The 23,193-nt window shown below is 70.8% G+C and carries 30 protein-coding genes; 12 read left to right on the forward strand and 18 right to left on the reverse strand.

Going from position 1 to position 23,193, the window contains the following annotated elements; translation table 11 throughout:
* Nucleotides 1-78: 78 nt before the first annotated feature.
* Nucleotides 79-1,638 carry an anthranilate synthase component I gene (locus ACLJQF_RS15830; protein ID WP_410609389.1) on the reverse strand — a complete coding sequence of 520 codons (1,560 nt, stop codon included), beginning with the start codon at nucleotides 1,636-1,638 and terminating at the stop codon, nucleotides 79-81.
* A gap of 127 nt (nucleotides 1,639-1,765) precedes the next feature.
* Here ACLJQF_RS15830 and ACLJQF_RS15835 point away from each other — a divergent pair, with 127 nt between their 5' ends.
* On the forward strand, nucleotides 1,766-2,422 hold the full coding sequence (locus tag ACLJQF_RS15835; protein WP_410609390.1) for a TetR/AcrR family transcriptional regulator: 657 nt from the start codon (nucleotides 1,766-1,768) through the stop codon (nucleotides 2,420-2,422).
* On the opposite strand, the gene ACLJQF_RS15840 is transcribed toward ACLJQF_RS15835, so the two are convergent.
* Both ACLJQF_RS15840 and ACLJQF_RS15845 read right to left on the reverse strand, forming a co-directional pair.
* Entirely contained in the window at nucleotides 2,398-3,396 is a 999-nt protein-coding gene (locus ACLJQF_RS15840) for a DUF3592 domain-containing protein (protein WP_410609391.1), read from the reverse strand. The genes ACLJQF_RS15835 and ACLJQF_RS15840 overlap by 25 nt on opposite strands.
* A complete protein-coding gene (locus ACLJQF_RS15845) occupies nucleotides 3,393-4,415 on the reverse strand; it encodes a DUF3592 domain-containing protein (protein WP_410609393.1) in 1,023 nt (340 codons plus the stop codon). The genes ACLJQF_RS15840 and ACLJQF_RS15845 overlap by 4 nt, the downstream gene beginning before the upstream one ends.
* Nucleotides 4,416-4,611: 196 nt before the next feature.
* Between ACLJQF_RS15845 and ACLJQF_RS15850 the strand changes: the two genes are divergently transcribed.
* Nucleotides 4,612-5,445 (forward strand): helix-turn-helix domain-containing protein, encoded by an 834-nt coding sequence (locus ACLJQF_RS15850; protein WP_410609395.1) that lies wholly within the window; start codon nucleotides 4,612-4,614, stop codon nucleotides 5,443-5,445.
* 21 nt (nucleotides 5,446-5,466) lie between these two features.
* Here ACLJQF_RS15850 and ACLJQF_RS15855 read toward each other — a convergent pair whose 3' ends face one another.
* Genes ACLJQF_RS15855 through hisF form a run of 4 tightly spaced genes read right to left on the reverse strand, consistent with a single transcriptional unit; the run spans nucleotide 5,467 to nucleotide 7,332 of the window.
* Nucleotides 5,467-5,829: a DUF1304 domain-containing protein gene (locus ACLJQF_RS15855; RefSeq protein WP_410609396.1), complete on the reverse strand. Its 363-nt coding sequence runs from the start codon at nucleotides 5,827-5,829 to the stop codon at nucleotides 5,467-5,469.
* Complete coding sequence (hisI, locus tag ACLJQF_RS15860; protein WP_410609398.1) at nucleotides 5,826-6,188, reverse strand: phosphoribosyl-AMP cyclohydrolase; 363 nt, start codon at nucleotides 6,186-6,188, stop codon at nucleotides 5,826-5,828. The genes ACLJQF_RS15855 and hisI overlap by 4 nt, the downstream gene beginning before the upstream one ends.
* Nucleotides 6,185-6,562 carry a hypothetical protein gene (locus ACLJQF_RS15865; RefSeq protein WP_410609399.1) on the reverse strand — a complete coding sequence of 126 codons (378 nt, stop codon included), beginning with the start codon at nucleotides 6,560-6,562 and terminating at the stop codon, nucleotides 6,185-6,187. Before ACLJQF_RS15865 ends, hisI begins: the two co-directional genes overlap by 4 nt.
* Nucleotides 6,559-7,332, reverse strand: coding sequence for an imidazole glycerol phosphate synthase subunit HisF (gene hisF / locus ACLJQF_RS15870; RefSeq protein ID WP_410609401.1), 774 nt, complete (start codon nucleotides 7,330-7,332; stop codon nucleotides 6,559-6,561). Before hisF ends, ACLJQF_RS15865 begins: the two co-directional genes overlap by 4 nt.
* A gap of 128 nt (nucleotides 7,333-7,460) precedes the next feature.
* On the opposite strand from hisF, the gene ACLJQF_RS15875 reads away from it, so the two are divergent.
* The 3 genes from ACLJQF_RS15875 to ACLJQF_RS15885 all read left to right on the forward strand — a co-directional run bounded on the left by ACLJQF_RS15875 (nucleotide 7,461) and on the right by ACLJQF_RS15885 (nucleotide 10,167).
* Complete coding sequence (locus ACLJQF_RS15875; protein ID WP_410609684.1) at nucleotides 7,461-8,627, forward strand: phytase; 1,167 nt, start codon at nucleotides 7,461-7,463, stop codon at nucleotides 8,625-8,627.
* A gap of 68 nt (nucleotides 8,628-8,695) precedes the next feature.
* Nucleotides 8,696-9,196, forward strand: coding sequence for a SigE family RNA polymerase sigma factor (locus tag ACLJQF_RS15880; RefSeq protein ID WP_410609402.1), 501 nt, complete (start codon nucleotides 8,696-8,698; stop codon nucleotides 9,194-9,196).
* Entirely contained in the window at nucleotides 9,193-10,167 is a 975-nt protein-coding gene (locus ACLJQF_RS15885) for a hypothetical protein (RefSeq protein ID WP_410609404.1), read from the forward strand. The genes ACLJQF_RS15880 and ACLJQF_RS15885 overlap by 4 nt, the downstream gene beginning before the upstream one ends.
* On the opposite strand, the gene ACLJQF_RS15890 is transcribed toward ACLJQF_RS15885, so the two are convergent.
* Entirely contained in the window at nucleotides 10,157-11,095 is a 939-nt protein-coding gene (locus tag ACLJQF_RS15890) for a hypothetical protein (RefSeq protein WP_410609405.1), read from the reverse strand. The two genes, ACLJQF_RS15885 and ACLJQF_RS15890, sit on opposite strands and share 11 nt — an antisense overlap.
* 131 nt (nucleotides 11,096-11,226) lie before the next feature.
* On the opposite strand from ACLJQF_RS15890, the gene ACLJQF_RS15895 reads away from it, so the two are divergent.
* Complete coding sequence (locus ACLJQF_RS15895; protein ID WP_410609407.1) at nucleotides 11,227-11,613, forward strand: PPOX class F420-dependent oxidoreductase; 387 nt, start codon at nucleotides 11,227-11,229, stop codon at nucleotides 11,611-11,613.
* Here ACLJQF_RS15895 and ACLJQF_RS15900 read toward each other — a convergent pair.
* The 6 genes from ACLJQF_RS15900 to ACLJQF_RS15925 form a co-directional block, all read right to left on the reverse strand.
* Nucleotides 11,597-12,073: a GNAT family N-acetyltransferase gene (locus ACLJQF_RS15900; protein WP_410609408.1), complete on the reverse strand. Its 477-nt coding sequence runs from the start codon at nucleotides 12,071-12,073 to the stop codon at nucleotides 11,597-11,599. The genes ACLJQF_RS15895 and ACLJQF_RS15900 overlap by 17 nt on opposite strands.
* A 49-nt stretch (nucleotides 12,074-12,122) precedes the next feature.
* The gene (locus tag ACLJQF_RS15905) at nucleotides 12,123-12,464 is read right to left on the reverse strand and encodes a DUF1330 domain-containing protein (RefSeq protein WP_410609409.1); all 342 of its coding nucleotides are present in this window, start codon (nucleotides 12,462-12,464) and stop codon (nucleotides 12,123-12,125) included.
* 71 nt (nucleotides 12,465-12,535) lie between these two features.
* Nucleotides 12,536-13,129 carry a TetR/AcrR family transcriptional regulator gene (locus ACLJQF_RS15910; RefSeq protein ID WP_410609411.1) on the reverse strand — a complete coding sequence of 198 codons (594 nt, stop codon included), beginning with the start codon at nucleotides 13,127-13,129 and terminating at the stop codon, nucleotides 12,536-12,538.
* A 103-nt stretch (nucleotides 13,130-13,232) separates the two neighbouring features.
* Complete coding sequence (gene priA, locus ACLJQF_RS15915; RefSeq protein WP_410609413.1) at nucleotides 13,233-13,970, reverse strand: bifunctional 1-(5-phosphoribosyl)-5-((5-phosphoribosylamino)methylideneamino)imidazole-4-carboxamide isomerase/phosphoribosylanthranilate isomerase PriA; 738 nt, start codon at nucleotides 13,968-13,970, stop codon at nucleotides 13,233-13,235.
* A gap of 36 nt (nucleotides 13,971-14,006) precedes the next feature.
* A complete protein-coding gene (gene hisH, locus ACLJQF_RS15920) occupies nucleotides 14,007-14,624 on the reverse strand; it encodes an imidazole glycerol phosphate synthase subunit HisH (RefSeq protein WP_410609685.1) in 618 nt (205 codons plus the stop codon).
* 32 nt (nucleotides 14,625-14,656) lie between these two features.
* Nucleotides 14,657-15,520 carry a hypothetical protein gene (locus tag ACLJQF_RS15925; protein WP_410609415.1) on the reverse strand — a complete coding sequence of 288 codons (864 nt, stop codon included), beginning with the start codon at nucleotides 15,518-15,520 and terminating at the stop codon, nucleotides 14,657-14,659.
* A gap of 171 nt (nucleotides 15,521-15,691) precedes the next feature.
* On the opposite strand from ACLJQF_RS15925, the gene ACLJQF_RS15930 reads away from it, so the two are divergent.
* Genes ACLJQF_RS15930 through ACLJQF_RS15940 form a run of 3 tightly spaced genes read left to right on the forward strand, consistent with a single transcriptional unit; the run spans nucleotide 15,692 to nucleotide 17,681 of the window.
* Nucleotides 15,692-15,868: a hypothetical protein gene (locus tag ACLJQF_RS15930; protein ID WP_410609417.1), complete on the forward strand. Its 177-nt coding sequence runs from the start codon at nucleotides 15,692-15,694 to the stop codon at nucleotides 15,866-15,868.
* 48 nt (nucleotides 15,869-15,916) lie between these two features.
* Nucleotides 15,917-17,089, forward strand: coding sequence for an acyl-CoA dehydrogenase family protein (locus tag ACLJQF_RS15935; protein ID WP_410609419.1), 1,173 nt, complete (start codon nucleotides 15,917-15,919; stop codon nucleotides 17,087-17,089).
* A 37-nt stretch (nucleotides 17,090-17,126) separates the two neighbouring features.
* Nucleotides 17,127-17,681 (forward strand): NIPSNAP family protein, encoded by a 555-nt coding sequence (locus tag ACLJQF_RS15940; protein WP_410609420.1) that lies wholly within the window; start codon nucleotides 17,127-17,129, stop codon nucleotides 17,679-17,681.
* Here ACLJQF_RS15940 and ACLJQF_RS15945 read toward each other — a convergent pair.
* The gene (locus ACLJQF_RS15945) at nucleotides 17,667-18,092 is read right to left on the reverse strand and encodes an NUDIX hydrolase (protein WP_410609421.1); all 426 of its coding nucleotides are present in this window, start codon (nucleotides 18,090-18,092) and stop codon (nucleotides 17,667-17,669) included. The two genes, ACLJQF_RS15940 and ACLJQF_RS15945, sit on opposite strands and share 15 nt — an antisense overlap.
* A 465-nt stretch (nucleotides 18,093-18,557) precedes the next feature.
* Between ACLJQF_RS15945 and ACLJQF_RS15950 the strand changes: the two genes are divergently transcribed.
* Nucleotides 18,558-19,676 (forward strand): hypothetical protein, encoded by a 1,119-nt coding sequence (locus ACLJQF_RS15950; RefSeq protein WP_410609422.1) that lies wholly within the window; start codon nucleotides 18,558-18,560, stop codon nucleotides 19,674-19,676.
* On the opposite strand, the gene ACLJQF_RS15955 is transcribed toward ACLJQF_RS15950, so the two are convergent.
* A complete protein-coding gene (locus tag ACLJQF_RS15955; RefSeq protein WP_410609424.1) occupies nucleotides 19,654-20,547 on the reverse strand; it encodes a transketolase family protein in 894 nt (297 codons plus the stop codon). The genes ACLJQF_RS15950 and ACLJQF_RS15955 overlap by 23 nt on opposite strands.
* 2 nt (nucleotides 20,548-20,549) lie before the next feature.
* Nucleotides 20,550-21,242 (reverse strand): thiamine pyrophosphate-dependent enzyme, encoded by a 693-nt coding sequence (locus ACLJQF_RS15960; protein WP_410609426.1) that lies wholly within the window; start codon nucleotides 21,240-21,242, stop codon nucleotides 20,550-20,552.
* Between the two features lie 52 nt (nucleotides 21,243-21,294).
* On the opposite strand from ACLJQF_RS15960, the gene soxR reads away from it, so the two are divergent.
* Nucleotides 21,295-21,756, forward strand: coding sequence for a redox-sensitive transcriptional activator SoxR (gene soxR, locus ACLJQF_RS15965; protein ID WP_410609427.1), 462 nt, complete (start codon nucleotides 21,295-21,297; stop codon nucleotides 21,754-21,756).
* A gap of 33 nt (nucleotides 21,757-21,789) precedes the next feature.
* On the forward strand, nucleotides 21,790-22,323 hold the full coding sequence (locus tag ACLJQF_RS15970) for an RNA 2'-phosphotransferase (protein WP_410609429.1): 534 nt from the start codon (nucleotides 21,790-21,792) through the stop codon (nucleotides 22,321-22,323).
* Between the two features lie 193 nt (nucleotides 22,324-22,516).
* On the opposite strand, the gene ACLJQF_RS15975 is transcribed toward ACLJQF_RS15970, so the two are convergent.
* Complete coding sequence (locus ACLJQF_RS15975) at nucleotides 22,517-23,110, reverse strand: TetR/AcrR family transcriptional regulator (RefSeq protein ID WP_410609430.1); 594 nt, start codon at nucleotides 23,108-23,110, stop codon at nucleotides 22,517-22,519.
* Between the last annotated feature and the right edge of the window lie 83 nt (nucleotides 23,111-23,193).

Here is a 23,193-nt window from a genome sequence, read left to right on the forward strand (position 1 = left end):
GGACGCTTCGGCGCCCTCGCCGCCGGACCCGCCGCGGCCACGACCGGGGCACCCGGCCCTCGCGGCGCTTCCGGCGTGTCAGACATGAGCCGCGTCCGCGGCCGGGTCGAGGGGGCCCGCCGCCACCATCGTCTGGGCCGCGGCCACCGCCGAAAGCACGGTCCGGGCCTTGTTCAGCGACTCGGTGTCCTCGTAGTCCGGCACCGAGTCGGCGACCACCCCGCCCCCGGCCTGGACGTGCGCGATGCCGTCCTTCACCAGCGCCGTGCGGATCGCGATCGCGGTGTCGGCGTCGCCGGCGAAGTCGAGGTAGCCGACGACCCCGCCGTACAGCGCGCGGCGGACCGGCTCCAGCTCCTCGATCAGCTCCATCGCGCGGACCTTCGGCGCGCCGGACAGCGTTCCGGCCGGGAAGCACGCCGTGACCGCGTCGAACGCCGTCTTGCCCTCGGCCAGCTCGCCGGTGACGGTGGACACGATGTGCATGACGTGGCTGTAGCGCTCGATCTGGAAGAAGTCGACGACGCGCACGGTGCCGGGCTTGCAGACCTTGCCGAGGTCGTTGCGGCCGAGGTCGACGAGCATCAGGTGCTCGGCGCGCTCCTTCTCGTCGGCCAGGAGGTCCTTGGCCAGCTGCGCGTCCTCTTCGAGGTCGGCGCCGCGCCAGCGGGTGCCCGCGATCGGGTGCGTGGTCGCGCGGCCGTCCCGCACGGTGACCAGGGATTCGGGACTGGAGCCGACGATGTCGAAGCCCTCCAGCCGCAGCAGGTACATGTACGGGCTCGGGTTGGACGTCCGCAGCACGCGGTAGATGTCGATCGCGTCGGCCGCGGTCGGGATCTCGAACCGTTGCGACGGCACGATCTGGAACGCTTCGCCGGCCTTGATCGCCTCGACGGCCTTCTCGACGGCCGCGTGGAAGTCTTCCTTCGACCGCTTCCGGGTGAATTCCGGCACCGGCCGGTCGAACGCGGCGACGGTGGCGGGCGCGGGCACCTGCAGCTGCTCGGTCATCGCGCTCAGCCGGGCGACGGCGTCGTCGTAGGCCGCGTCCACGCGCTCGGGCGAGTCGTCCCAGTTGACGGCGTTCGCGATGAGCGTGACCGTGCCCTCGTGGTGGTCGAACGCGGCCAGGTCGGTGGCCAGGAGCATGGTCAGCTCGGGGATGTCGAGGTCGCGTTCGGCCAGCTCCGGCAGCTTTTCGAGCCAGCGCACGGCGTCGTAGCCGATGTAGCCGACCATGCCGCCGGTCAGCGGGGGCAGGCCGGGCAGCGGCTCGGTGTGCAGGGCTTCGATGGTCTCGCGCAGGACGTCGAGGGGATTGCCGTCGGTCGGCAGGCCGACCGGCGGGGTGCCGGTCCAGACCGCTTCGCCGTCGCGGACGGTGAGCGCGGCCGGGCTGCGGACGCCGATGAACGACCAGCGGGTCCAGGACGCGCCGTTCTCGGCGGACTCGAAGAGGAACGTGCCGGGCCGGTCGGCGGCGAGCTTGCGGTACACCCCGATCGGCGTCTCGCCGTCGGCGAGGACCCGGCGCACGACCGGGATCACGCGGCGGCTCTCGGCGAGGAGGCGGAAGTCCTCGCGGGACGGGCTGACCGTGCCGGGACCGGTCGAACCGGCGGATGCGCTGACCATGGCCCTCATTGTGCCGCTTGCGCGGATTATGGTGCCCCAGCGGCTCCGCGCAACGTCTTGAATGACTCATTCAGGACGTCGGAGGTCCTGAATGAGTCATTCAAGACGTTGCGCGGCCGGAAATTCAATGAGTGTTGAATTTGGCGGGCGCTTGGGTCATAGTGGAGCCGTGAGCACCACGGACAACACCGAGACTACTGCCCGCCGTCGCGGCCGGCGGCCCGCCGGCCAGGACACCCGCACGGCACTGATCGAAGCCGCGCGGTCGGTGTTCGCCGAAACCGGCTACGACGGTGCCACCGTGCGCGTGATCGCCACCCGGGCCGGCGTCGACGCGGCGATGGTCAACCACTGGTTCGGCAGCAAGGAGGGCCTGTTCGCCCAGGCGGTCCTCGAGCTGCCGTTCGACCCCGCGGACGTGCAGAAGGCGCTGCGCACCGGCCCCGACGACGAACTCGGGGAGCGGATCGTCCGCACCTTCATCACTCTCTGGGACGGTGTCGGCGGCGGCGTGTTCGTGGCGCTCATCCGCAGCATCACCGGCCACGAGCAGGCCGGGCACGTGCTGCGCGACTTCTTCCAGCGGTTCTTCAGCGCGCTGATCACCTCGATCGGCTCGGACCGCGTGACACTCCGGATGAACCTGTGCGCGACGCAGATGGTCGGCCTGGGCATGGTCCGGTACGTCGCGAAGTTCGAGCCGCTCGCCACCGAGGACGTCGAGGTCCTGGTGCGGGCGATCGCGCCGAACCTGCAGCGCTACCTGACCGGCGAGATCGGCTGAGACCGCGGCCCGGTCGCGCACACCGGGACGTACTGCGGCCCTGACTTGTCCGGGCCGTACGGGAACAGGACGACCATCTGCCGTCCCCAGCCGCCGATCCACGCGCGGCGGCGGGCCGGACCGCCCGGACGGTGCAGCGACGGCGCGCAGCGCAGCACGATGCCGCTGCCGTCACGGTAGCGGGCCTCGATCTCCTGCGCGTGCCGGACGTCCGGCCCGACGGTCACCGTCGCGATCCGCCACCCGGTGGCCGCGACCGCGCGGCCCCGGCGCCACCAGCCCAGCGCCGCGCTCGCGGCCACCGGCAGCACGAGGAAGCCGGACACCAGCAGCATGACGCCGAAGCCGACGAGGGCCTGGTTTTCGTTCGCCTCGACGGTGGTCCGGACGTGCGCCGGGTCGGCGGGGTCGTAGACGACCGTCACCGGATCGCCCTCGTGGTACTCCTGCCCGGAATCGCGGGCGATCTCTTCCACCCGGGACACGCCCGGTGCCTCGAACCGCACCCGGATCGTCGGCGCGCCCCGGGCCGGCTCGTAGACGGAGACCACCGTGCCGCCGACGCGGACGCCGGTGGCGAGAAGCTCCGCGGCGACGCGGTCCGCGGCGATCACCGCGGCGAGGCCGCCCGCGAACAGCACGGCCCACGCGACGGCGATCGCGGTCGCCCGGCGGGCGGTCCGGCGCAGGCGCGCGGTGTGCGCCTCGAGGTCGCCGCCGCCGGGCAAGCCGTCCCGCACGGGCAGCCAGGCACCGAAGACCGGCACGTCGGCGCGCAGCCGGCGGTCCGGAGCGTGCAGGCGATGGGCGCCGAACGCGGCGAGCGCCAGGGAGCCGGTCAGGATGGCGGCCTCGCCGGGGAGCTCGCCGTCCGCGAAGACGTAGTCCGGGGTCAGCAGCGAGTACGTCGTGCCCGCGCCGAAGAACAGGAAGACGAGCACGGCGGCCACCGTCACCACCAGCCATCCCTTCACCGGTGGCCCCCGCCCTCAGTCCGCCGCGTCAGCGCGTACGCCGGAACCGCGTACGGGCCGCGGCGCGGGCCGTTCGGGAAGAGGACGACCATGTGGCGCCCCCAGCCGCCCACCCACGCGAGCCGGTCGGTGAAGTCCGCCAGCGCGTTCGCCCCGTGGGTCGACGACATGGCCCGCAGCCGGATCCCGGTGCCCTCGCGGTAGCGGACGTCGATTTCCGGCGGCGGCCGTCTCAGTGAGCGACCGTTGCGGGCGAAGACCCGCACGATGTCGACCGTCGCGTTCCGCCACCCGGTGGCCGCGACCGCACGGGCCCGGAACCACCAGCCCATCGCGGCCCAGACCGCGAAAAATGTCCCCAGCGAGCCGGCCACGATCGAGACGATACCGAGGTTGACGAGGAACTGGCTCTTGTTCTCTTCCCTCGTGGTGCGCACCCGGTCCGGATCGGCACGGTCGAAGATCACGGTGACCTTCTCGCCGACGGCGTACGAGTTCTTCGAGTCGCGGGCGATCTCCGCGGTCCGCGTGCCGTAGCGCACCTCGAACGTCATCCCGCCCTTTGCGTAGTTCCGCACGGAAATCACCTCGCCGGAGGTCCGGGCACCGGTCGCGAGGAGGTCGTCGGCGGCCTTGCCGAGCAGGACCAGGCCGCCGAGCCCGCTCCCGGCCAGTGCCATCCAGACGAGGATGAGCGCGGTCGTGCGCAGCGCAACCCGGCGCAGCCGCGCGGTTTCGGCCGCGAAGTCGATCCGGCGGTCGTGGTCGTGCGCGGTCGGCGGCGGCAGCCAGCCCGCGAATCCGCTCGCGCTCGCGGTGGCGCGGTTCCGGACCGACACCCGCCGGCGCCGGACGCCCAGACCCACACCGACGGCCACGGCCACGAGACCGACGGCGAAGACGGGGCCCCATCCGAACGCCGCCAGCACATTCGGAGAAACGGAGAGGACGGCCACCACGGCCGCCGGGACGGCGAACCACACCCACCGCCGCTGGACGAAACCGCCGAAGGGATCCATGACCCGAGCATAGAAGCCTTGAGCAGCACCGATGCTGCGAGAAGAGGCACAGCGCCCGAAGGCAACCGGACGGCCGCGCCGAGCGTGCAAGTGAGCAGGCGATCGTCACCCGGACGCCGGACGAAATGGCGGAAATCGTGATTCGTGGACACCATTCGCACAATCGGGGAATCGACGGTATTCGTACGATCTCCGCATGAAGCCAACGTCTTCGGGACCCGCCGCGAGAACTCTCGCCGCTTCGCTGCGTGAAGAACGCGAAGCGCGCAAAATCGGTCTGCGGGCGCTCGCCGACAAACTGGGCATCCTCCCCCAGTTGTTGTCGGTGTGGGAGAAAGGGCATCGCCTGCCGAGCGTCGAAGACGTGTCGGCGATCCTGGCGCTGCTGGGTGTCACCGGAGAAAAGCGCGACCGGATCCGGGCTCTCGCCCGGCACGCCCGTGAACCCAATTGGCTCGCGTCGGGAAACACCGATCTCCCTTTCGCGCTCACCACGAGATTGGACCTCGAACGGACCGCGACGGCCATCACGACGTGGTCGCCGCTGATCGTGCCCGGATTGCTGCAGACCCCGGACTACATCCGGGCGATCATGGACAATTCCAAGGTCCCGATCGAGCAGGCCGACAAGCAGCTGCGGGTCAGGCTGGCCCGGCAGGCAATCCTGACCCGCCACGACCCCATCCGCTTCACCGCCTTGCTCGGTGAACGCGCGCTCCAGGAGAACTTCGGCGCTCCCGGGGTCATGTCCGACCAGCTCGACCACCTGGTGGCGATGGCCGGGCGCCGGAACATCAGCCTGCGCGTCGTCCCCGCCGGAATCGGCTACCACCCAGGCCTGATCGGGCCGTTCGAACTCTACGAGTTCCCCGGCTCGCCACCGATCGCTTCCGTCGAACACGTCTGCTCGACGGCTTTCCTCCACGAGGACACGCAGATTTCCGGGCACCAGCAGGCGGCCAAGCTCCTGCACAAGGTGGCGCTGAGCGAAGAGGATTCCCAGGTTCTGCTCCGGGAGGCCGCCCGGTGACGGGCGGCCTGGCGCGCCGGCCTACCGCGCGAGCAGCAGCGCGATGAGCGCCAGCGCGCCCGGGACCACCTGCACGAAGAGGATCTTCTTGCTGGCCGTCGCGGCGCCGTAGAGGCCCGCGACGATCACGCAGACGAGGCCGTACAGCTTGAGCTGGAACCCGGTCGGGTCGCTCGCGATGAGACCCCACACCAGCGCGAGGGCCAGGAAGCCGTTGTACAGGCCCTGGTTCGCGGCGAGCGTCTTGGTCTCCTCCGCGAACTCCTTGGTCGTGCCGAAGCCGGCGCGGGCGCGGGGCGAGGTCCAGAGGAACATCTCCAGGACGACGATGTAGAGGTGGATCAGGGCGACGAGCCCGACCAGGATGTCGGCGACGATGGTCACGCGTGCTCTTTCTCATCTGCCAGGAGGAGGCGTTCCTCGGTGTCGAAGCAGGTGTGCGTGCCGGTGTGACAGGCCGGGCCGGTCTGGTCGACGCGCAGCAGGACAGTATCGCCGTCGCAGTCGATCCGCACCTCGCGAACGTGCTGGTAGTGCCCGGACGTCTCGCCCTTGACCCACAGCTTCCGCCGGCTGCGCGACCAGTACGTCCCGCGGCGGGTGGCCAGCGTCGCCGCGAGGGCGTCATCGTTCATCCAGGCCATCATCAGCACGTCCGAGGTGGCGTGCTCGACGACGACCGCGGCGATCAGGCCGTCGGCGTTGCGCTTGAGGCGCGCCGAGACGGCCGCGTTCAGGGTCATGCGTTGGCTCCCAGGAGGTGCCGCTTGAGCGGCATCGAGTTCAGCAGGACGAACGCGTAGCCGTAGCCGGCGAAGGAAAGCCCGGAGAACAGCTTGTTGAACCACAGCTCGGCACCGAGCAGCAGGAACGCGTGCAGCAGCGCGAAGACGACAGCGACGACCAGGCCACCGATCCGGGCGCTGCCGTGCTTCAGGACGAGCCCGGTGGTCACCACGCCGCCGAGGATCAGGGCGAGCGCGGGCATCCGGTAGATCGCCAGGCCCGCCCCGGCGCTCAGCACCGGGATCAGGTCGAGCAGCGCCCACGCGACGGGCAGCCCGACCAGCAGGCCGGCGGTGACCTTCACCTCTGCGGGTGCCTGCCAGGACTTCATCGGACCTCGACCCCGCCTTCGCGCAGGGCGTTCTTGACGTCCCCGATCTTCAGCTGTCCGAAGTGGAACACGCTGGCGGCGAGCACGGCGTCGGCCCCGGTCCGCACGGCGGGCAGGAAGTGCTCGACGGCACCCGCTCCCCCGCTGGCGATCACCGGGACGCGCACGGCCTTGCGCACGAGTTCGATGAGTTCGAGGTCGAAGCCGTTCTTCGTGCCGTCGGCGTCCATGGAGTTCAGCAGGATCTCCCCGACGCCGAGCTCCTCGCCGCGGGCGGCCCATTCGACGGCGTCGATCCCGGTCCCCCGCCGGCCGCCGTGGGTGGTGACCTCGAAGCCGGAGGCGGTCGGCTCGCCGCCCCCGGGCACGCGCCGGGCGTCGACGGACAGCACGATGCACTGGGCGCCGAACCTTCTCGACGCCTCGCTGAGGAACTCGGGCCGCGCGATGGCGGCGGTGTTGATGCTCACCTTGTCGGCGCCGGTCCGCAGCAGCCGGTTGACGTCGTCGTTGCTGCGGACGCCGCCCCCGACGGTGAGCGGGATGAAGACCTGCTCGGCGGTCCGGCGGACGACGTCGTAGGTGGTCTCGCGGTCCCCGGAGGAGGCCGTGACGTCGAGGAAGGTGAGCTCGTCGGCGCCTTCGGCGTCGTAGCGCCGGGCCAGCTCGACAGGGTCACCGGCGTCGCGGAGGCCGGCGAAGTTGACCCCCTTCACCACCCGGCCCGCGTCGACGTCGAGACAGGGGATCACCCGCACCGCGACAGACATGGCCACCAGCGTAGTCAAGGGGGTCGGGACCACCGCCGATGGCACGCCGCCACTTCGATCCGGCATCCGCCGTTCACGCTCCGGCCACCCGATTCGTCTAGTTTCCGCGCGTGCGCAGACTCCTCCCGGTGGCCGTGGCCGCCGTCTCCCTGCTGACCGCCGTCCCCGCGTCGGCCGCTCCCCGCGAGCCGGCGCCCGTCCTGCAGACCCAGGCGTTCGTCGACGACCCCGGCGCCTCCCCGGCCAACGCCGACGCCGACGATCCCGCCATCTGGGTGCACCCCCGCGACCCCGAACGCAGCGTCGTCCTCGGCGCCCTCAAGAAGGGCGGCCTCGCCGCGTTCGACCTGGGCGGGCGGACGCTGCAGCTGGTCGGCGCCGGGCCGGGCGGGCGGTTCAACAACGTCGACGTCGTCGGGGACCTGGCCGTCGTCAGCGACCGCGGCCGGGACCGGGTCCGCGTCTACCGGATCGACCCCGCGGGCTCGGCCGCCGGCGCACACGTGCTGCGCGACGTCACCGACCCCGCCGCCGCGCCGGTGTTCTCCGCGTCGGAGTCCGAAGTGGACGAGCAGCGGACCGCCTACGGCCTGGCCGCGGGCCGGGACCCGCGCACCGGCGTCCGGTGGGTCGCGGTGACCCGGCGGCACGAGACGCGCGTGGCGCTGCTTGCGCTGGCCGACCGGCCGGACGGGACGGTCGGCACCGCGCCGGTCGCCACCGTGGACCTGCCGTCGCGGTTCCGCCTGCCGAACGGCTCGGCCTGGTCGCCGTGCGAGGAACCCGGCGAAGGGCCGCAGCTGGAGGGCTCGGTCATCGACGGCCGCGTCCTCTACACCGCCCAGGAGGACGTCGGGATCTGGCGGATCCCGCTGACGTCCACGGGCTTCGGACGGCCCGAGCTGATCGACCGGGTGCGCTCCTTCGGCGTCCCGCAGCGCTGGAACGGCGAGGCGTGCGTCCCCGACGGCGCCGACCCCGGCTACGGAGGCCGGTGGCTGACGGCCGACGCGGAGGGCCTGGCGATGGCGAACGGCACGCTGTTCGCCTCCAGCCAGGGCGACTCGCGGTTCGTCGTGTACGGCAGGCACGTCCGTGACCTGCGGATCGTCGCGGGCCGCGGCACGGACTCGGTCGAGCACTCCGACGGCTCGGCGATCAGCACGGCGTACCTCGGCCGCCGCTTCCCGCACGGCCTCCTGGTGGTCCACGACGGCGAGCGCCGCCCCGCCGCCGGGGACCTGCCGACCACCGGCTTCGCCTTCGTCCGGCTGGAGGATGTCGTCACGCGGTAGAAACTTCCGTCCGCCGTGCAGCGGCACGGCCCCCTCACGCGTCCACAGAGGTGACCGAGAGGACGCGTGTGACCTTCGAAGAGTTCGTGGCGGAGCGGCTGGACGGGCTGCTCCGCTACGCCACCGTCCTGACGAACGACCCGCACCTGGCGCAGGACGTCGTCCAGGACGTGCTCCTGCGCGCCCAGCAGCGGTGGGACGGCATCGCCGCGCCACCGACCTACGTGCGGCGGATGATCACCAACGAGTACCTGTCCTGGCGGCGGCGCGCGGTGCGGCGGATGGTGGCCAGCAGCCACGACGTCCTCGACGCGCTCGGCCCGCCGGAACCCGATCCGTCGGCCGCCTACGACGAGCGGGACGCCATGCTCGGCCTGCTCGCCACGCTGCCCCGCAAGCAGCGGGCCGCCGTCGTGCTGCGGTACTACGAGAACTACTCCGACACCGAGATCGCCGCGACCCTGCGGTGCGGCGTGTCCACCGTGCGCAGCCAGATCTCGCGTGCACTGACCACCCTGCGCGAAGCCGATGTGAAGCACACCGCCATCACCACCGGAGCCCCCGAATGACCCGCAGCGAGCACGAGACCGAGACGTTGATCCGGGACAGCCTGGACCGCCTCGCCGCCCGCGCCCCGGACGGCCACGCGGTGCACGACGCCCTCGCCGGCGCCGGGCGGACGCGGCGGCCGTCGACCCGGCTGGCCCTGGTCGCCGCCGCCGTGGTCGTGATGGTGGTCGGCGCCGTCTCCGGCATGCAACTGCTGACCCGGCCGGACCCGGCGCCGGCCGCGAGCCGCCCGGTGCTCGGTTACGGCCCGGAGTGGCTGCCGGGCGGCTTCACCGAGCAGTACCGCGAAGGCGGGCCCGGGATCACCCCGCAGGTTCGGCAGTGGGTGGCCGGCCCGGCCAAGGTCACGCTGACGGCGTACTCCACCGCCGACCCCGAGTGGTCGCAGACCGCGCTGAAGATCGCGTCGCTCAAGGACCAGGCCCTGGTGCACGGCCGGGTCGCCATGCTCACCGGCTCCGGCGGCACCGCGGAGCTCACCTGGCTGGCCGACGAGCAGCACGTGCTGGTCGTGCAGATCCTCGGGATCCCGGACGCCCGCGCGATCGCCCAACGGGTCGCCGACTCGGTCGGCGCCGAACCGGTCGGCGTCCACGGCGAGCTGCGGTTCGGCCCGCTGCCGGCGGGGCTGGCCGAACGGTCGACCGTGGTGAAGGGCTCCCGTCCCGGCAACGCCGGGACCGAGCTGACCGCGGCCGACCCGGCCCGCCCGGCGGTTCCCCTGCTGCGGGTCACCGCCGGGCCGAACCCGCCCACTCCGAAAATCGCGGTGTCGGTGACCGTCCGCGGCGGCGAGGGCTTCTTCGTGGCGCCGGCGGCCGGACGGGACCCGATGGTCTTCGTCCGGCTGCCGTCGGGACGCTGGCTGCGGGTGTCGGGCGCGTGGCCGAAGGCCGAGCTGATCGCCATCGCGAACGGCGTCCAGCTCGACCCGGCACCCGACTACCGCTGGCTCGGGACTACCAGTTGATCATCGGGAACCAGATGATCCCGAGCCGGCCGAGCACGCGGACGTCCCAGTAGAGCAGCGTGAACGTGCCGCCGACGAGCAGGGCCGCGCCGGTCACGGTCGCGATCCGCGCCGGTTTCGCGGCCAGCCAGCGCTGCACGCGCCCGCCCGTGGCGTAGGTGAGGATCAGGAACAGCACCGCCATGACGACGATGTTGCCGAGCGACTGCAACGCGAACGCGGCGGCACCGTAGAGCACGTTGTGCTGCTCGGCGGCGTCGCGGAACATGATCCGGAACAGCGGGTACGGCCGTCCGATGAGGAACCCGCCGATGAGCGCGCCCATCAGCACCAGCGGTGCGGCGGGGTGACGGCGGGTGAAGCTCGCGAAGGGGTTGCGGAGGATGCCGAGGGCGATCAGGCCCATCAGCAGGAAGACCAGGCCGACGACGCCGAAGGCGACCATGGACTGGATGCTGCGCGGGGAGAGCCCGGTGGTCTTCGCGGTGGAGAACTGCGGCATCCGCGTGCCGACGAGCGCGACGATCACGCCGTAGACGATCGAGACGGTGAGCATGCCGGCGGAGATCCAGCCGAGCGGCTTGAGCGCGTTCCGCTTCCCGCCCGCCTGGTCGCCCACCAGCGGCGCGACGGCACCGAAGGCGGCGATGTTGCACGCGGTGAAGGAGCCCGCGAGGCCGGAGACGAACGCGAAGAGCGTCCCGGCGAGGACGCCGCTGATCGGGGTGGCCTTGGCGTCGTAGCCGAGGAGGCCGTTCGCGACGCTGTCCCCGATCACGGAGTCGACGAACGGCGCCGACCAGATGGCGGTCAGCACGAACCCCGCCACGATCGCGGCGACGGCGATGGCGGCCCGGCGCGGGGGATACGGCCCGGCGCCGAAGAAGCCTGCTTGCGGATGAGCCGGTACCTGCTGTTTGACCGCCATCGAAGCCCTCCAGTGTGCGGGGAAACCCAGCCGAATAAGCGTTGCAGGTGGATGAGTTGAAACGCTTCGGCCAGGCGTGTGGGGTTTTGGCGCCGAAAGGCCTAGGCACTTCGACCGGCTACGGTGAACGCATGACCTCCGAGACCGACCGCCTCGCCGCCGAGCGCTACGTCGTCCTGACCACGTTCCGGCGCGACGGGCGGGCCGTGCCGACCCCGATCTGGGTGGCCGGCGACGGCGGCGAGCTGGTGTTCTCGTCCGTACGGGACACGGGCAAGGTCAAGCGCATCCGCAACGACGGCCGGGTGGAGGTCCAGGCCTGCGACGTGCGCGGGCGGAAGACGCACGGCGCGAAGGTCTCCGGCCAGGCCCGGCTGCTGGACGCCGCGGACAGCGAGCGCGCCCGGCGGGCGATCGCGCGCAAGTACGGCATCGTCGGGCGCGTCACGATGTTCTTCTCAAAGCTGCGCGGCCCGGAGGACCGGACTGTCGGCATCGCGGTCAAAGTGGACGACTGAAGCTGCGGAAGCCGCGCCGCAGGTAGTTCGGCAGCGCGTTCGGGTGATCGAGCGTCGAGGTGTGCAGCCAGACGCGCCGGGTCCCGGGCAGCGCCCACGCGTCGGCGACGACGAGGGTGAGGGCGAACCCGCCGAGTCCTTTGCCGACGAACTCCGGCACCAGGCCGAACGTGGTGATCTCGACGTCGTTCCCGGGCTGTGGCTCGAAATCCGCGGCGCCGGCGACCTCGCCGCGGTACTCGATGAGCCGGTATTCCCGGTGTGGCGCGGCGAGCCAGCGGGCCCACTCGTCGTCTCCGCGCGTGGCGCCCGGCCACCGGTACGGCGTCCCGATCCGGACGTGCAGCTCGCGGATCAGCGGGCCCGGCCCGGTGGTCCGCAGCGCGACACCGTCGACCAGCGGAGCGGGGTTGAGCTGACGGGCGGCGGTCATTTCGAGCTGGGTGACGATCTCCTCCACCCGCGGCAACCTACGACCACCGCGGTCCGCTGTCAGCCGCTTTTCGGCCTCAAGCGGCGGCGCGCAGGGCCGTCGCCATCGCGGCCGAGTCGTGGTCGGGTCCGCAGCCCTCGACCACGATCAGGTCGCCCGGGATGTGGTCCGCACGCAGCCGCAGGATCTCTCGGTAGGCGGGCGAGGCGTACCACTCGTGCGCCGCGGCGAGGCTCGGGAACTCGATGAGCACGAGCCCGCCGGGCCAGTCGCCTTCCATGACCTGCACCGGCGCGCCGTGCACGAGGAACTTGCCGCCGTAGGGGTCGAGCGTCGCCTGGATGCGCTCCAGGTACTCGAAAACCTCCTCCGGCAACACGGCGGGCGGGCGCAGGTGGGCGAGTCCGTAGGCGGTCATGGCGGTCCTTCCCTCGTCCTGGTCTTCCTGGTCGTGACAGGAATCCTGGCCGCTCGCCGTCATGGCGTCGATTACGCCGGAGGTAATGCCGGCTGCCCGGCCAGCAGCCGCTCGACCAGGGCCGTGACGAGATCGTGGCGCTGCTCGTCAGTGAACAGGTCCGGCAACGTCAGCCGGTCCATGATCAGCCAGTTCAGCGCCAGCCACAGCAGGACGACCATCGTGCCGTCGCCGGGCAGGCCGGACTTCTCGTGGTACTCGACGTTGAAATCGACGTCCGCGCGGATGCGGCGGGTCAGCACGTCACGCAGCTCCGGCCGGCGGGTGGCTTCGAGCCGCAGTTCCAGCAGGGCGAGGAAGCCGGTCGGGAACGCGGCCACGCGGTCCACCAGCGTGTGCATCAGCTCGACGACACGGTCCCGGTCGCGCGGCCCGGCCAGCCCCTCCGCGATGGCCCCTTCGTCGACCAGCCGCTCGTACACCCGCTCCCCCGCGTGCCTGAGGATCTCGTCGCGGCTGGAGAAGTAGTTGGAGGCCGTGCCGACCGGCACCCCGGCCTGCTGGTCGACCGCGCGGAAGGTCAGCCCGCGCGCGCCCTCGCCGGCCAGGACCTCGATCGAGGCGTCGAGCAGGGCCGCCCGCCGCTCGGGGTTGCGTCGCACCATGACGTTGACACCACTCCAAACGTAGTACCACGGCGGCTGGTCGTGAGTGGTAAAGAGGGTTAGAACCCTACTTACCACTCACGACCACCCAGCCACTGCAGTACTAGACCTTCGCGACCGCGGCGAGGGCCTCCGGCAGCGTGAACGCACCGGCGTAGAGCGCCTTGCCGACGATGGAGCCCTCGACGCCGTCGGACGCCAGGCCCGCCAGCGCGACGAGGTCGGCCACGCTCGACACCCCGCCGGAAGCGATCACCGGCGCGTCGGTGCGGGCGACGACGTCACGCAGCAGCTCGAGGTTCGGGCCACGCAGCGTGCCGTCCTTGCTGACGTCGGTGACGACGTACCGGGACGCGCCGTCGCGGTCGAGGCGCTCCAGGACGTCCCACAGGTCGCCGCCGTCGGAGGTCCAGCCGCGGGCCGAGAGGCGGTGGCCGGCCTCGGTGATCCGCACGTCGAGGCCGATCGCGACGCGGTCGCCGTACTCGCCGATGACCCGGGAGGTCCACTCCGGGTCCTCCAGCGCGGCGGTGCCGAGGTTGACCCGCCGGGCCCCGGTGTCCAGGGCGGCCTTCAGCGACGCGTCGTCGCGGATGCCGCCGGACAGCTCGACCTTGACGTCGAGCGTGCCGACGACCTCGGCGAGCAGCTCGCGGTTGCTGCCCTTGCCGAAGGCGGCGTCGAGGTCGACCAGGTGGATCCACTCGGCGCCGTCGCGCTGCCAGGCGAGCGCGGCCTCCAGGGGGCTGCCATAGGAGGTCTCGGTGCCGGCCTCGCCCTGGACGAGTCGCACGGCCTGGCCATCGGCCACATCAACGGCGGGAAGCAGCGTGAAAGTCACGCGGGTAACTCTAGGGCGGAGACCCGGATCACCCGGTCAGAGGGTCGCCAGCCAGTTGCGCAGCAGCTTCGCCCCGGCGTCGCCCGACTTTTCCGGGTGGAACTGGGTGGCCCACAGCGGCCCGTTCTCGACCGCGGCGACGAAGTCCTCGCCGTGGTGGGCCCAGGTGACCTTGGGCTCCTGCCCGGCCAGGCCGTCCAGCTCCCACGTGCGGGCGGCGTAGGAGTGCACGAAGTAGAACCGCTCCTGCGGGTCGAGCCCGGCGAACAGCTGCGAGTCCGCGGGCGCGCGCACGGTGTTCCACCCCATGTGCGGCAGGACTTCGGCGTGCAGCCGGTCGACGACGCCGGGCCACTCGCCGGTGCCGTCGGTCTCCTCGCCGTGTTCGACGCCGCGGGAGAAGAGGATCTGCATGCCGACGCAGATGCCCAGCACCGGCCGCCCGCCGGCGAGCCGCTTGCCGATGATCCGGTGCCCCTGCACGTCCAGCAGCCCGGCCATGCAGGCGGAGTAGGCGCCGACGCCGGGCACGACCAGCCCATCGGCTTCGACGGCGGCATGCGGATCGGCGGTCACCTCGACATCGGCCCCGGCGCGCGCCACAGCGCGTTCGGCGGAGCGGAGGTTGCCGGAACCGTAGTCGAGGATCACCACACGAGACACGCCACCCAGCGTAGCCGTCGCGCTCAGCGGCGCTCGAACGAATAGACGTCGGTCACGGTGTTGCAGGGCGACGGCGGCACGACCTCGACGCGCAGCACGCCGTCGTCGTAGTCGACGCCTTCCGGGGTGAAGGTCCCCGTGCACGTGCTGACCAGCGGGACCTGGCCGATTTCGTGCACCCGCGCGGTGACGTCGCGGCCGGTCAGCGGCCGTGCGAGGTCGATCTGCAGGAGCTGCAGGTTCGTCGGGTACAGGTCGTTGTACGGGTCGCTGGTGGCGCAGATCAGGCGCGTCGCGCCGACGAAGTCGCAGCCCTGGGCGCTGCGGATGCGGTGGTCGAGGTGGATGCGGGCGGCGACGGGGAGGTCGCCGGCCACCTTCGGGCCGCGCGGGTTGAGGAAGGGCGTCGGGGAGACGAAAAGGCGGTCGATCTCCCCGAGCGGGCCGGAGACCAGCCACTGCCCGTCGGGGGTGGCCGCGACCTGGGCGTTCGCGTTGGCGGCGGGCTCGTCGGGCTGCAGCGGGTGGACGAACTCCGTCGTGGTCCCGTCGGGCCGGGTGACCAGGTACATCTTCGTGGCCGGCGCCGGGGTGCGGGTGTCCTGGTAGACGTCGAAGACGTAACCGCGCAGCGAGTCGGGGTCGCCGACGTGGCCCCAGCCCTCGTCCTTGAGCGGCTGCGGGATGGTGGCGCCGTTGCGGTAGACGATCTCGGGGGCGTGGCCGGGCAGCCGGAGTGTCGCGAGGCCCTCGCCGCTGATCCGGTTCTCGGCGGTGGTGTGGCCGACCTGCCGCCAGCGGGTGCCGTGCGCGGCGGCGACGCCGGTGGCGGCGAGCAGGGTGGCGGTGGTGAGGGCGAGCAGACTTGCCGTCCGCAGTGCGCGCATGTGCGCTCCTCGGGAGTGGAGGCCTTGGCGGCGGCGATGTCATCCTGCCACAGAGCTCGCACCGACCGGAAAGATCTTGAAGAAACCCGTTTGACCGTCCCACCACCCGGGTACCACTTCACCTGATCGTGTGCGATCAGCCCGGCACGACCGGACGCCAGGGAGGCGAAGATGGCCGAGGACGATCTGCTGTCCCAGATGCTGCACGCCTGGCGTGACGACATCGAAAGCGTGCCGTTTCCGCAGTTCAGCGAGCTGCTGATCCCGCGCCAGCAGGTCCGGCCCCGATGCGTCCCCGGCTCGTCTGCCGCGCGCGTGACGAACGCCACGCGGAGAACAGACGCTTGACTGTGGTTTCCTGCGGTGGCCGCATCGACGCGCCCCCGGGAGCCCATCATGACCCGCACCCCTGACCCGCACGACTTCCTGGACCTCGACGCCGGGCTCGCCGAGGAGGAACGCGCCATCCGCGACGCCGTCCGCGCGTACGCCAAGGACCAGCTGCTGGACCACGTCGCCGACTGGTACGAAACGGGCGCGCTGCCCGCCGCGGAACTCGCGAAGGGCTTCGGCTCGCTCGGCCTGCTCGGCATGCACCTGGAGGGCTACGGCTGCGCCGGCACCAGCGCCGTCGCCTACGGCATCGCGTGCCGCGAGCTCGAGGCCGTCGACTCGGGGCTGCGCAGCTTCGTCTCGGTGCAGGGATCGCTGGCGATGTACGCGATCCACAAGTGGGGCAGCGAAGAGCACCGGCAGGAGTGGCTGCCGCGGATGGCCACCGGCGAGGCACTGGGTTGCTTCGGCCTGACCGAGCCGGACGCGGGCAGCGACCCGGGCGCGATGCGGACCCGCGCGGTGCGCGACGGCGACGACTGGGTGCTGTCCGGCACGAAGATGTGGATCACCAACGGAACCGTCGCCGACGTCGCGGTCGTCTGGGCACAGACCGACGACGGCATCCGCGGCTTCGTCGTCCCGACGGCCACGCCGGGCTTCACCGCGAACGAGGTCAAGCACAAGCTGTCGCTACGGGCATCGCTGACCGCGGAACTGGTGCTCGACGGCGTCCGGTTGCCGTCATCGGCGGCGTTCCCCGAGGTCCGCGGGCTGCGCGGGCCGCTGTCCTGCCTGAACGAAGCCCGCTACGGCATCCTGTTCGGGGTCGTCGGCGCGGCGCGCGCGTGCTACGAAGCCGCGTTGGAGTACACGCTTTCCCGGTCGCAGTTCGGGAAGCCACTGGCCGGGTTCCAGCTGACCCAGCGCAAGCTCGCCGACCTGGTCGTCGAGGTCAACCGGGCCGGCTTGGTGGCCCTGCAGATCGGGCGCCTGAAGGACGCCGGCGACCTGCACCACAACCACGTCAGCTTCGGCAAGATGGCGAACGTCCGGTCGGCGCTGGACGTGGCCCGGACCGCGCGGTCGATGCTGGGCGCCAACGGGATTTCACTGGAGTACCCGGTGATGCGGCACATGGCGAACCTCGAGACGGTGCTGACGTACGAGGGCACCGAGGAGATGCACGCGCTGTCCCTCGGCCAGGCGGTGACGGGGCTGGCGGCGTTCCGCTGATCGGTTTTTGTCGGTGGTGCCCGCTAGGTTCTGCCGCATGACTTCTTCCGAGACGTTCTCCGAGTTCGAAGCCGTGGTGGAGCTGCGGCGCTACACCCTGCACCCCGGCCGGCGCGACGAGCTGATCGAGCTGTTCGAGCGCGAGTTCGTCGAGCCCCAGGAGGCGGCGGGCGCGCACTTGTTCGGCCTGTTCCGATCCAGGGCGTCACCGGACGAGTTCGTGTGGCTGCGCGGATTCCGCTCGATGGAGGCCCGCAGGAAGGCGCTGGAGGAGTTCTACTTCGGCCCGGTCTGGAAGGCCCACCGCTCGGCGGCGAACGAGACGATGGTGGATTCCGACAACGTCCTGTTGCTGCGCCCGATCCGCCGCGGCTTGGCCGCGCCACCGCCGGGCGCGGGCCTGCACGTGACGATTTCTCCGCCGGCGCCCCCGCCGGAGCCGGCGTTCGCGGCGTTCGAGACGGAGCCGGCCCCGAACACGTTCCCCGAGCTGCCGGTCCGCACGGACGGCCCGTTTTCGGTGTCGTTCAGCCGGGTCGCTTCGCCGGGGTCCCTGGAGCTCGTATCGACATCGCGGTCACTGATCCGCTGAGAGGAGTTCGATGAGCCCTTCGGGGTAGAGGACCTTGCGGCCTTCACGGAAGTCGTCGAGGTCGACCCAGCGCGCGGTGGCGGGATCGTCGAGGATCTTCATCTCGTCGCGCCGGTACCGGTCGGCGTCGGCGAACTCGGCGGCGTAGAGGAAGACGATCTCGTGCCCGGGCCGGTCCTGCCAGGTGAAGACGTTCTCGAGCACGCCGAGCAACTCGTGGACGACGATCTCGGCGTCGAGTTCCTCGCGGAACTCCCGCGCGAGGGCCTCTTCGCTGGTCTCCCCGAACTCGATCCCACCCCCGAGTGGCCGGCAGAAGGTCTCGCCTTTGGCGTCGTCGCGCGCTTCGAAGACGAGAAGCGCGTCCCCGCGCCGGATGACGGCGAGGACAATGGGCCGGATCGAAGGCATGGGCGCCACGCTATCGGCCCGCGGCTCCCGAAGCACGAGCCGGCCGACCCATCCCCCACCGATCACGGCCAGCACCCCGACGGCAAGCCAAGCCCACCCGCTGCCGGACACCCCGGCCAAGGCGACGGCCACGATCCCCACGGCAGGCCCCGCCCAGGGCGAAAACCCCATCCCCACCTCGTCCCACACGGTCGACTGCGCCTGAATGCTGGCCTAACATGGTCGGATCCTGGAGGGCGGGGTGAGGCGCATGCGCAGGCTTCGGCTCGTCGCCGCAATGGTCGCGCCTTTCGCTCGCTATGAGAATCCGAGCTACCGGCAACCCGGCGATCGCGAGCGCGACCCTGAACCCGTCGACGACGACGAGCCGTGCCCACAGCCCCGCTGCAAGGGGCGCGTCAAAAGGAACAACCACGGAGGCCGTAGCTGCTCGAAGTGCGGCTTCAACCCCTCGGCCAAGTCCCGATGACCTCCGGGACTTCGCTGACCGACGCCGCCACGTCGACCGGCACCCGGATCGGCCGCTACTTCGGGATCGTGGGAATGATCCCGTCCCTCTTCCTGGTGCTGTGGGGCACCGTTTTGATCTTGAGCGACTCCTGGCGCGGCCGCCCGGACCTGCATCAGCTGCACCAAGCGTTGTCCGGGTGGACTCCGAGCAGCTACGCCGGAGCGCTGCTGTGGATCCTGCCGGCGTCCTTGATCGTCGGCCTGGTCCTGAATCCGCTGCAGTTCGGGATGACGCGGCTCCTCGAAGGCTACTGGGGCAGCTCGGGGCCGGCTCGGCTGATATTACGCTGGCGGATCGGCCGTCATCGCCGCCGGTTGGACCTGCTTGACGACCGGCGAAAAGCCCTTCGCCGGCGTCGGATCGCCGGACTCGACCGGCTTCTGCAAGACCTCTACGCCGAAGATCCGCGAACTTGGGATGCCAAGACCAGGGAGACACGCCGCAACGAGCTCTTCGATTCTGCTGCAGGTGCGGACTTCGCGGGGTTACGAGCTGCCGAGGATGCGCTCTTCGGAGTCATCCATTCCTACCCGGCCATGGCCAGGACCATGCCCACACGCTTGGGCAATGTGCTGCGTGGCGCCGAGGACCGCGTCGGCAAACAGTACGGGCTCGATATCATCCTCACTGCTCAGCACTTCTCTCTCGTAGCCGAGCAACGGCATCTGGACCACTTACGAGACGCTCGCCAGCAGTTCGACATGACCGTGCGGCTCTGTGTGGTCTTCATGGTTGCCACCGTGATGACGTGTGGCTTCCTCGCCACCGATGGCTTGTGGTTGCTCGTGGCCCTGGTCCCGTATGTCCTCAGCTGGCTGGCTTATCGCGCTACAGCGGCATCCGCGGCCGACTATATGACCATCATGGCCACTGTCGTGGATCTCAACCGCTTCAAGCTTTACGAAAGCCTTCGCATGGAACTACCGCGCAACAGCATCGAAGAACGCCGGAACAACGAGAAGCTCATGAAGCTGATCGAGCATGATCGTAAAGTCAGTGTGCGATACAAACACCCCGCCGCCGGTACCCCCAGCACCGGCGACGCTCCTCCTACACCCTCAAAAACTCCCTGATCGAAATCCCCAGCGACCCGGCATCAAGCCCATGAGCCAGATCGTGGTCCGCAATCGAGCCATAACTCCGGACCTCCACATCCCGCCGCACGCCCAGAGACCGCAACCGGTGCGGCACATCGGAAAGCGCCTCAGCCACCCAGAAAGCCGACGTCCCCGCCAGATACGGCTCCACCAAAACGACCGAAGCCGAAGCCGAGAGCACCGCCGACCGCAAACCGGCCGCATCAAAAGGCCGGATCGTCGACGCGTACAACACCGTCACGTCCAGGCCCGACGTCGCGCGCAACACCCGGTCCAGCACCGGACCCACCGCCACCACCACGCCACGAGCCCCCTGCCGCAACCGGGAGAACCCCACCCCCAAATGCGGAGAAGCGTTTTCCTGTGCCGAAAGCCGCAGGTAGACGCGGTCGTCCCCGGGGATCGACTCCAGCAGCAGCCGCTCGGCCTCGGCCGGGTGGCCCGGGACGTGGATCGTCCAGCCCGGCAGGGAATCGATCAACGCCACGTCGCCCGGCGACTGGTGGGTGCGCCCCGCCGTCGACATGTCGTACGACGCTCCCCACGACACCAGGACGCCGCCCACCTCTTGATGGGAAAAGTCCAGCTTGATCTGCTCGAAGGCGCGCTCCACCAGGAACGACGGGAACGTGTGCACGATCGGCCGCAGCCCGGCCAGCGCCAGCCCGGCGCCCGTGCTGACCAGCAGCTGCTCGCGAATACCGACGTTGATCACCCGGTCGGGGTGCCGCCGCGCGGCGCCGGCGAGTTGGGCGGCCGAGATGTCGGCCAGCACGACCGCGACGTCCGGATCGGCGTCGATGATCCGTTCGGTGGTGGCGAGGAAGGTTTCCCGCATCGGCGACATGGTCAGCCCTTCGGTTCGACGACGGCGACCACGGCGAGCGGCCGGCCGGGGTGGGCGGTGGTGAAGGCGGCGTACAGCGCGTCGTGGTCGCGGCCGGACACCGTGCGCGTCTCCCAGCCTTCGACGGCGAAGCGGCGCTCGATGCCGCCCGGCCAGCCGTGCGTCGAGGACTGGTTGTCGATCACCACCGTGGTCAGGTTTTCGAGGCCTTCGCGCGCCGCGACGACGATCGCCTCGTGGTTCGAACCCTCGTCGAGCTCAGCATCGCCGACGAGCGTCACGACCTTCGCGTCCGTCAGGCCGCGGGCGCGCAGGCCGAGCGCGGTCCCGAACGCGATCGGCAGGCCGTGACCGAGGGAGCCGCTGGAGATCTCGACGCCGGGGATGCGGCGCCGGTCGGGGTGGTGGCCGAGCCGTGACATCGCGTCGGACCACGTCGCCAGCTCCGCCTCGGCGATGAAGCCCTTCGCGGTGAGCACGGCGTAGTACGCCATCGGTCCGTGCCCTTTGGACAGCAGGAACCGGTCGCGGCCGGGATCGCGGAAGTTCTCGGGCGTGACGTCGAGCACGCGGTCGTAGAGCACCCACATGACGTCCAAAGTGGACTCGGCGGCGGCGCTGTGCTTTTCGTCGCCGGTCATCAGCGAAATCAGCCGGGGCAGGTCGGCGTGGCCCGGCTCGGTCACAGTGGTCATGACCCGACGATGCAACCTCGACTAAACTCGAAGTCAAGGATAGCCTGACCAGGTGACCAGGCTCGCTGAACATCTCAGCATCGGACAGGTGGCGGAACGCAGCGGGGTTCCGCACACGGCACTGCGGTTCTACGAGGAGAAAGGGCTGATCAGTTCGGAGCGCTCGGCGGGCAACCAGCGCCGCTACGCGCGTTCGGTGCTGCGCCGGATCGCGTTCATCCGCGCGGCGCAGCGGGTCGGGCTCTCGCTCGAAGACATCAGCTCGGCGCTGTCGACGCTGCCGGCGGACCACGCCCCGACGAAGGCGGACTGGGCGCGCCTGTCCCGCGACTGGCAGCACGAGCTCGACGCACGCATCGACGCCCTGCAGCGGCTCCGCGGCCGCCTCACCGGCTGCGTCGGCTGCGGCTGCCTTTCCCTGCGCAGCTGCGCCTTGTACAACAACGACGACGAGCTGGCCCGCTTCGGCCCGGGCGCGAGCAAGTTGCGGCCGGCGGTCGAGGGCGGCATTTAAACCCCTTGCGCCCGGCGCGATGCTGGGGAGGCAATGAACGAAAAAGAATTGATCCGCATCTCGAAGCGGCTGGCGCGACACCTGCGCCACGACCCGGCCGCCCTCGGCCTGACCCTCACCCCCGGCGGCTGGGTCTCGGTCGACACGCTCGTGCGCGCGCTCTCGATCACGCGCGAGGAACTCGACGAAGTGGTCGAGCGGAACAACAAGCGCCGGTTCGCGTTCGACGAAACGGGCACGCGCATCCAGGCGAGCCAGGGCCACAGCGTGACGGTCGATCTGGGTTTGCCGGACGCGACCCCACCGGACGTGCTGTACCACGGCACGGTGGCGAAGTACCTCGACGCGATCTTCCACGAGGGTCTGCGCCCGATGAACCGCCACGCGGTCCACCTGTCGGCGACGACGGAAACGGCCCGAACCGTCGGCGCCCGCCGCGGCAAGCCGGTGATCCTCCGCGTCGACGCCGCCGCAATGGCAACCGCAGGCCACGCGTTCCAGGTGAGCGCGAACGGAGTCTGGCTGACCGCTTCGGTCCCGCCGCTCTACCTCGGCCGAATCGGCTGAACCGTGTCGCCCCGCCAATCACGCGAGATGCCCTTCCAATCACGCGAGATCGCCGCCCAATCACGTGAGTTCCGCCCTCGATCACGCGAATCCCGACCCCGAATTACGCGAACCACCGGAACTCGCGTGACTGGCGGGGCATCTCGCGTGATCAGGCGGGCATCTCGCGTGATTGGAGGGACATCTCGGGTGGTCAGAGGGCCGATACGGGGTTCAGGGTTCGGCGGCGGGGGCGGCCGAGGAGGCGGCGGCCGACGTCCAGGAGTTCGGTGCGGAGGTCCTCGTCGCCGAGGCCGGCCAGGTCCGGGGAGCCGCCGGCCATCGCGATGCCCGTCAGGGTCACCAGGGCATTGACGCGGGCCGTCGTGTCCGGGTCCGGGCCCGACAGGATGGCGAGCATCGCGCGGCCGAAGCCCTCCGTGCCGCCGTGCGCGGACTTCTCGATCGCGCGAGCGATGCCCGGGTCGCTCGAAAACAGCGCCACCAGCGCCCGGTGGCGGATCACCAGGTCGACGAACCCCTCGAGCAGCAGGTCAACCTGTACGCCCCGGCGCTTCTGCGCCGCCGCGCGGCGGACGAGCTCGTCCAGGTCGCGGACGCCCGGCTCGGCGACCGCCTCGGTGATCTCCGCCTTCGTCTTGAAGTGGTAGTACACAGCCGCCTTGGTGATGCCCAGCGCGTCGGCGATCATCTGCAGCGACGTGCCCTCGACCCCGTGTTCGGTGAACAGGCGCAGCGCCGTCTGCAGCAGTCGGGTCCGGGTGTCCTCGGCCGGGCCGGCGGTCATTCTTCCTCCTCATTGAGCCGTCGGAGCCTACGTCACGCCTTGTCGATCGGCAAACCGACTTACTAGCCGATTGGCAAGGGATA

It is taken from the genome of Amycolatopsis sp. lyj-109, from assembly GCF_046548995.1.
Lineage (GTDB): Bacteria > Actinomycetota > Actinomycetes > Mycobacteriales > Pseudonocardiaceae > Amycolatopsis.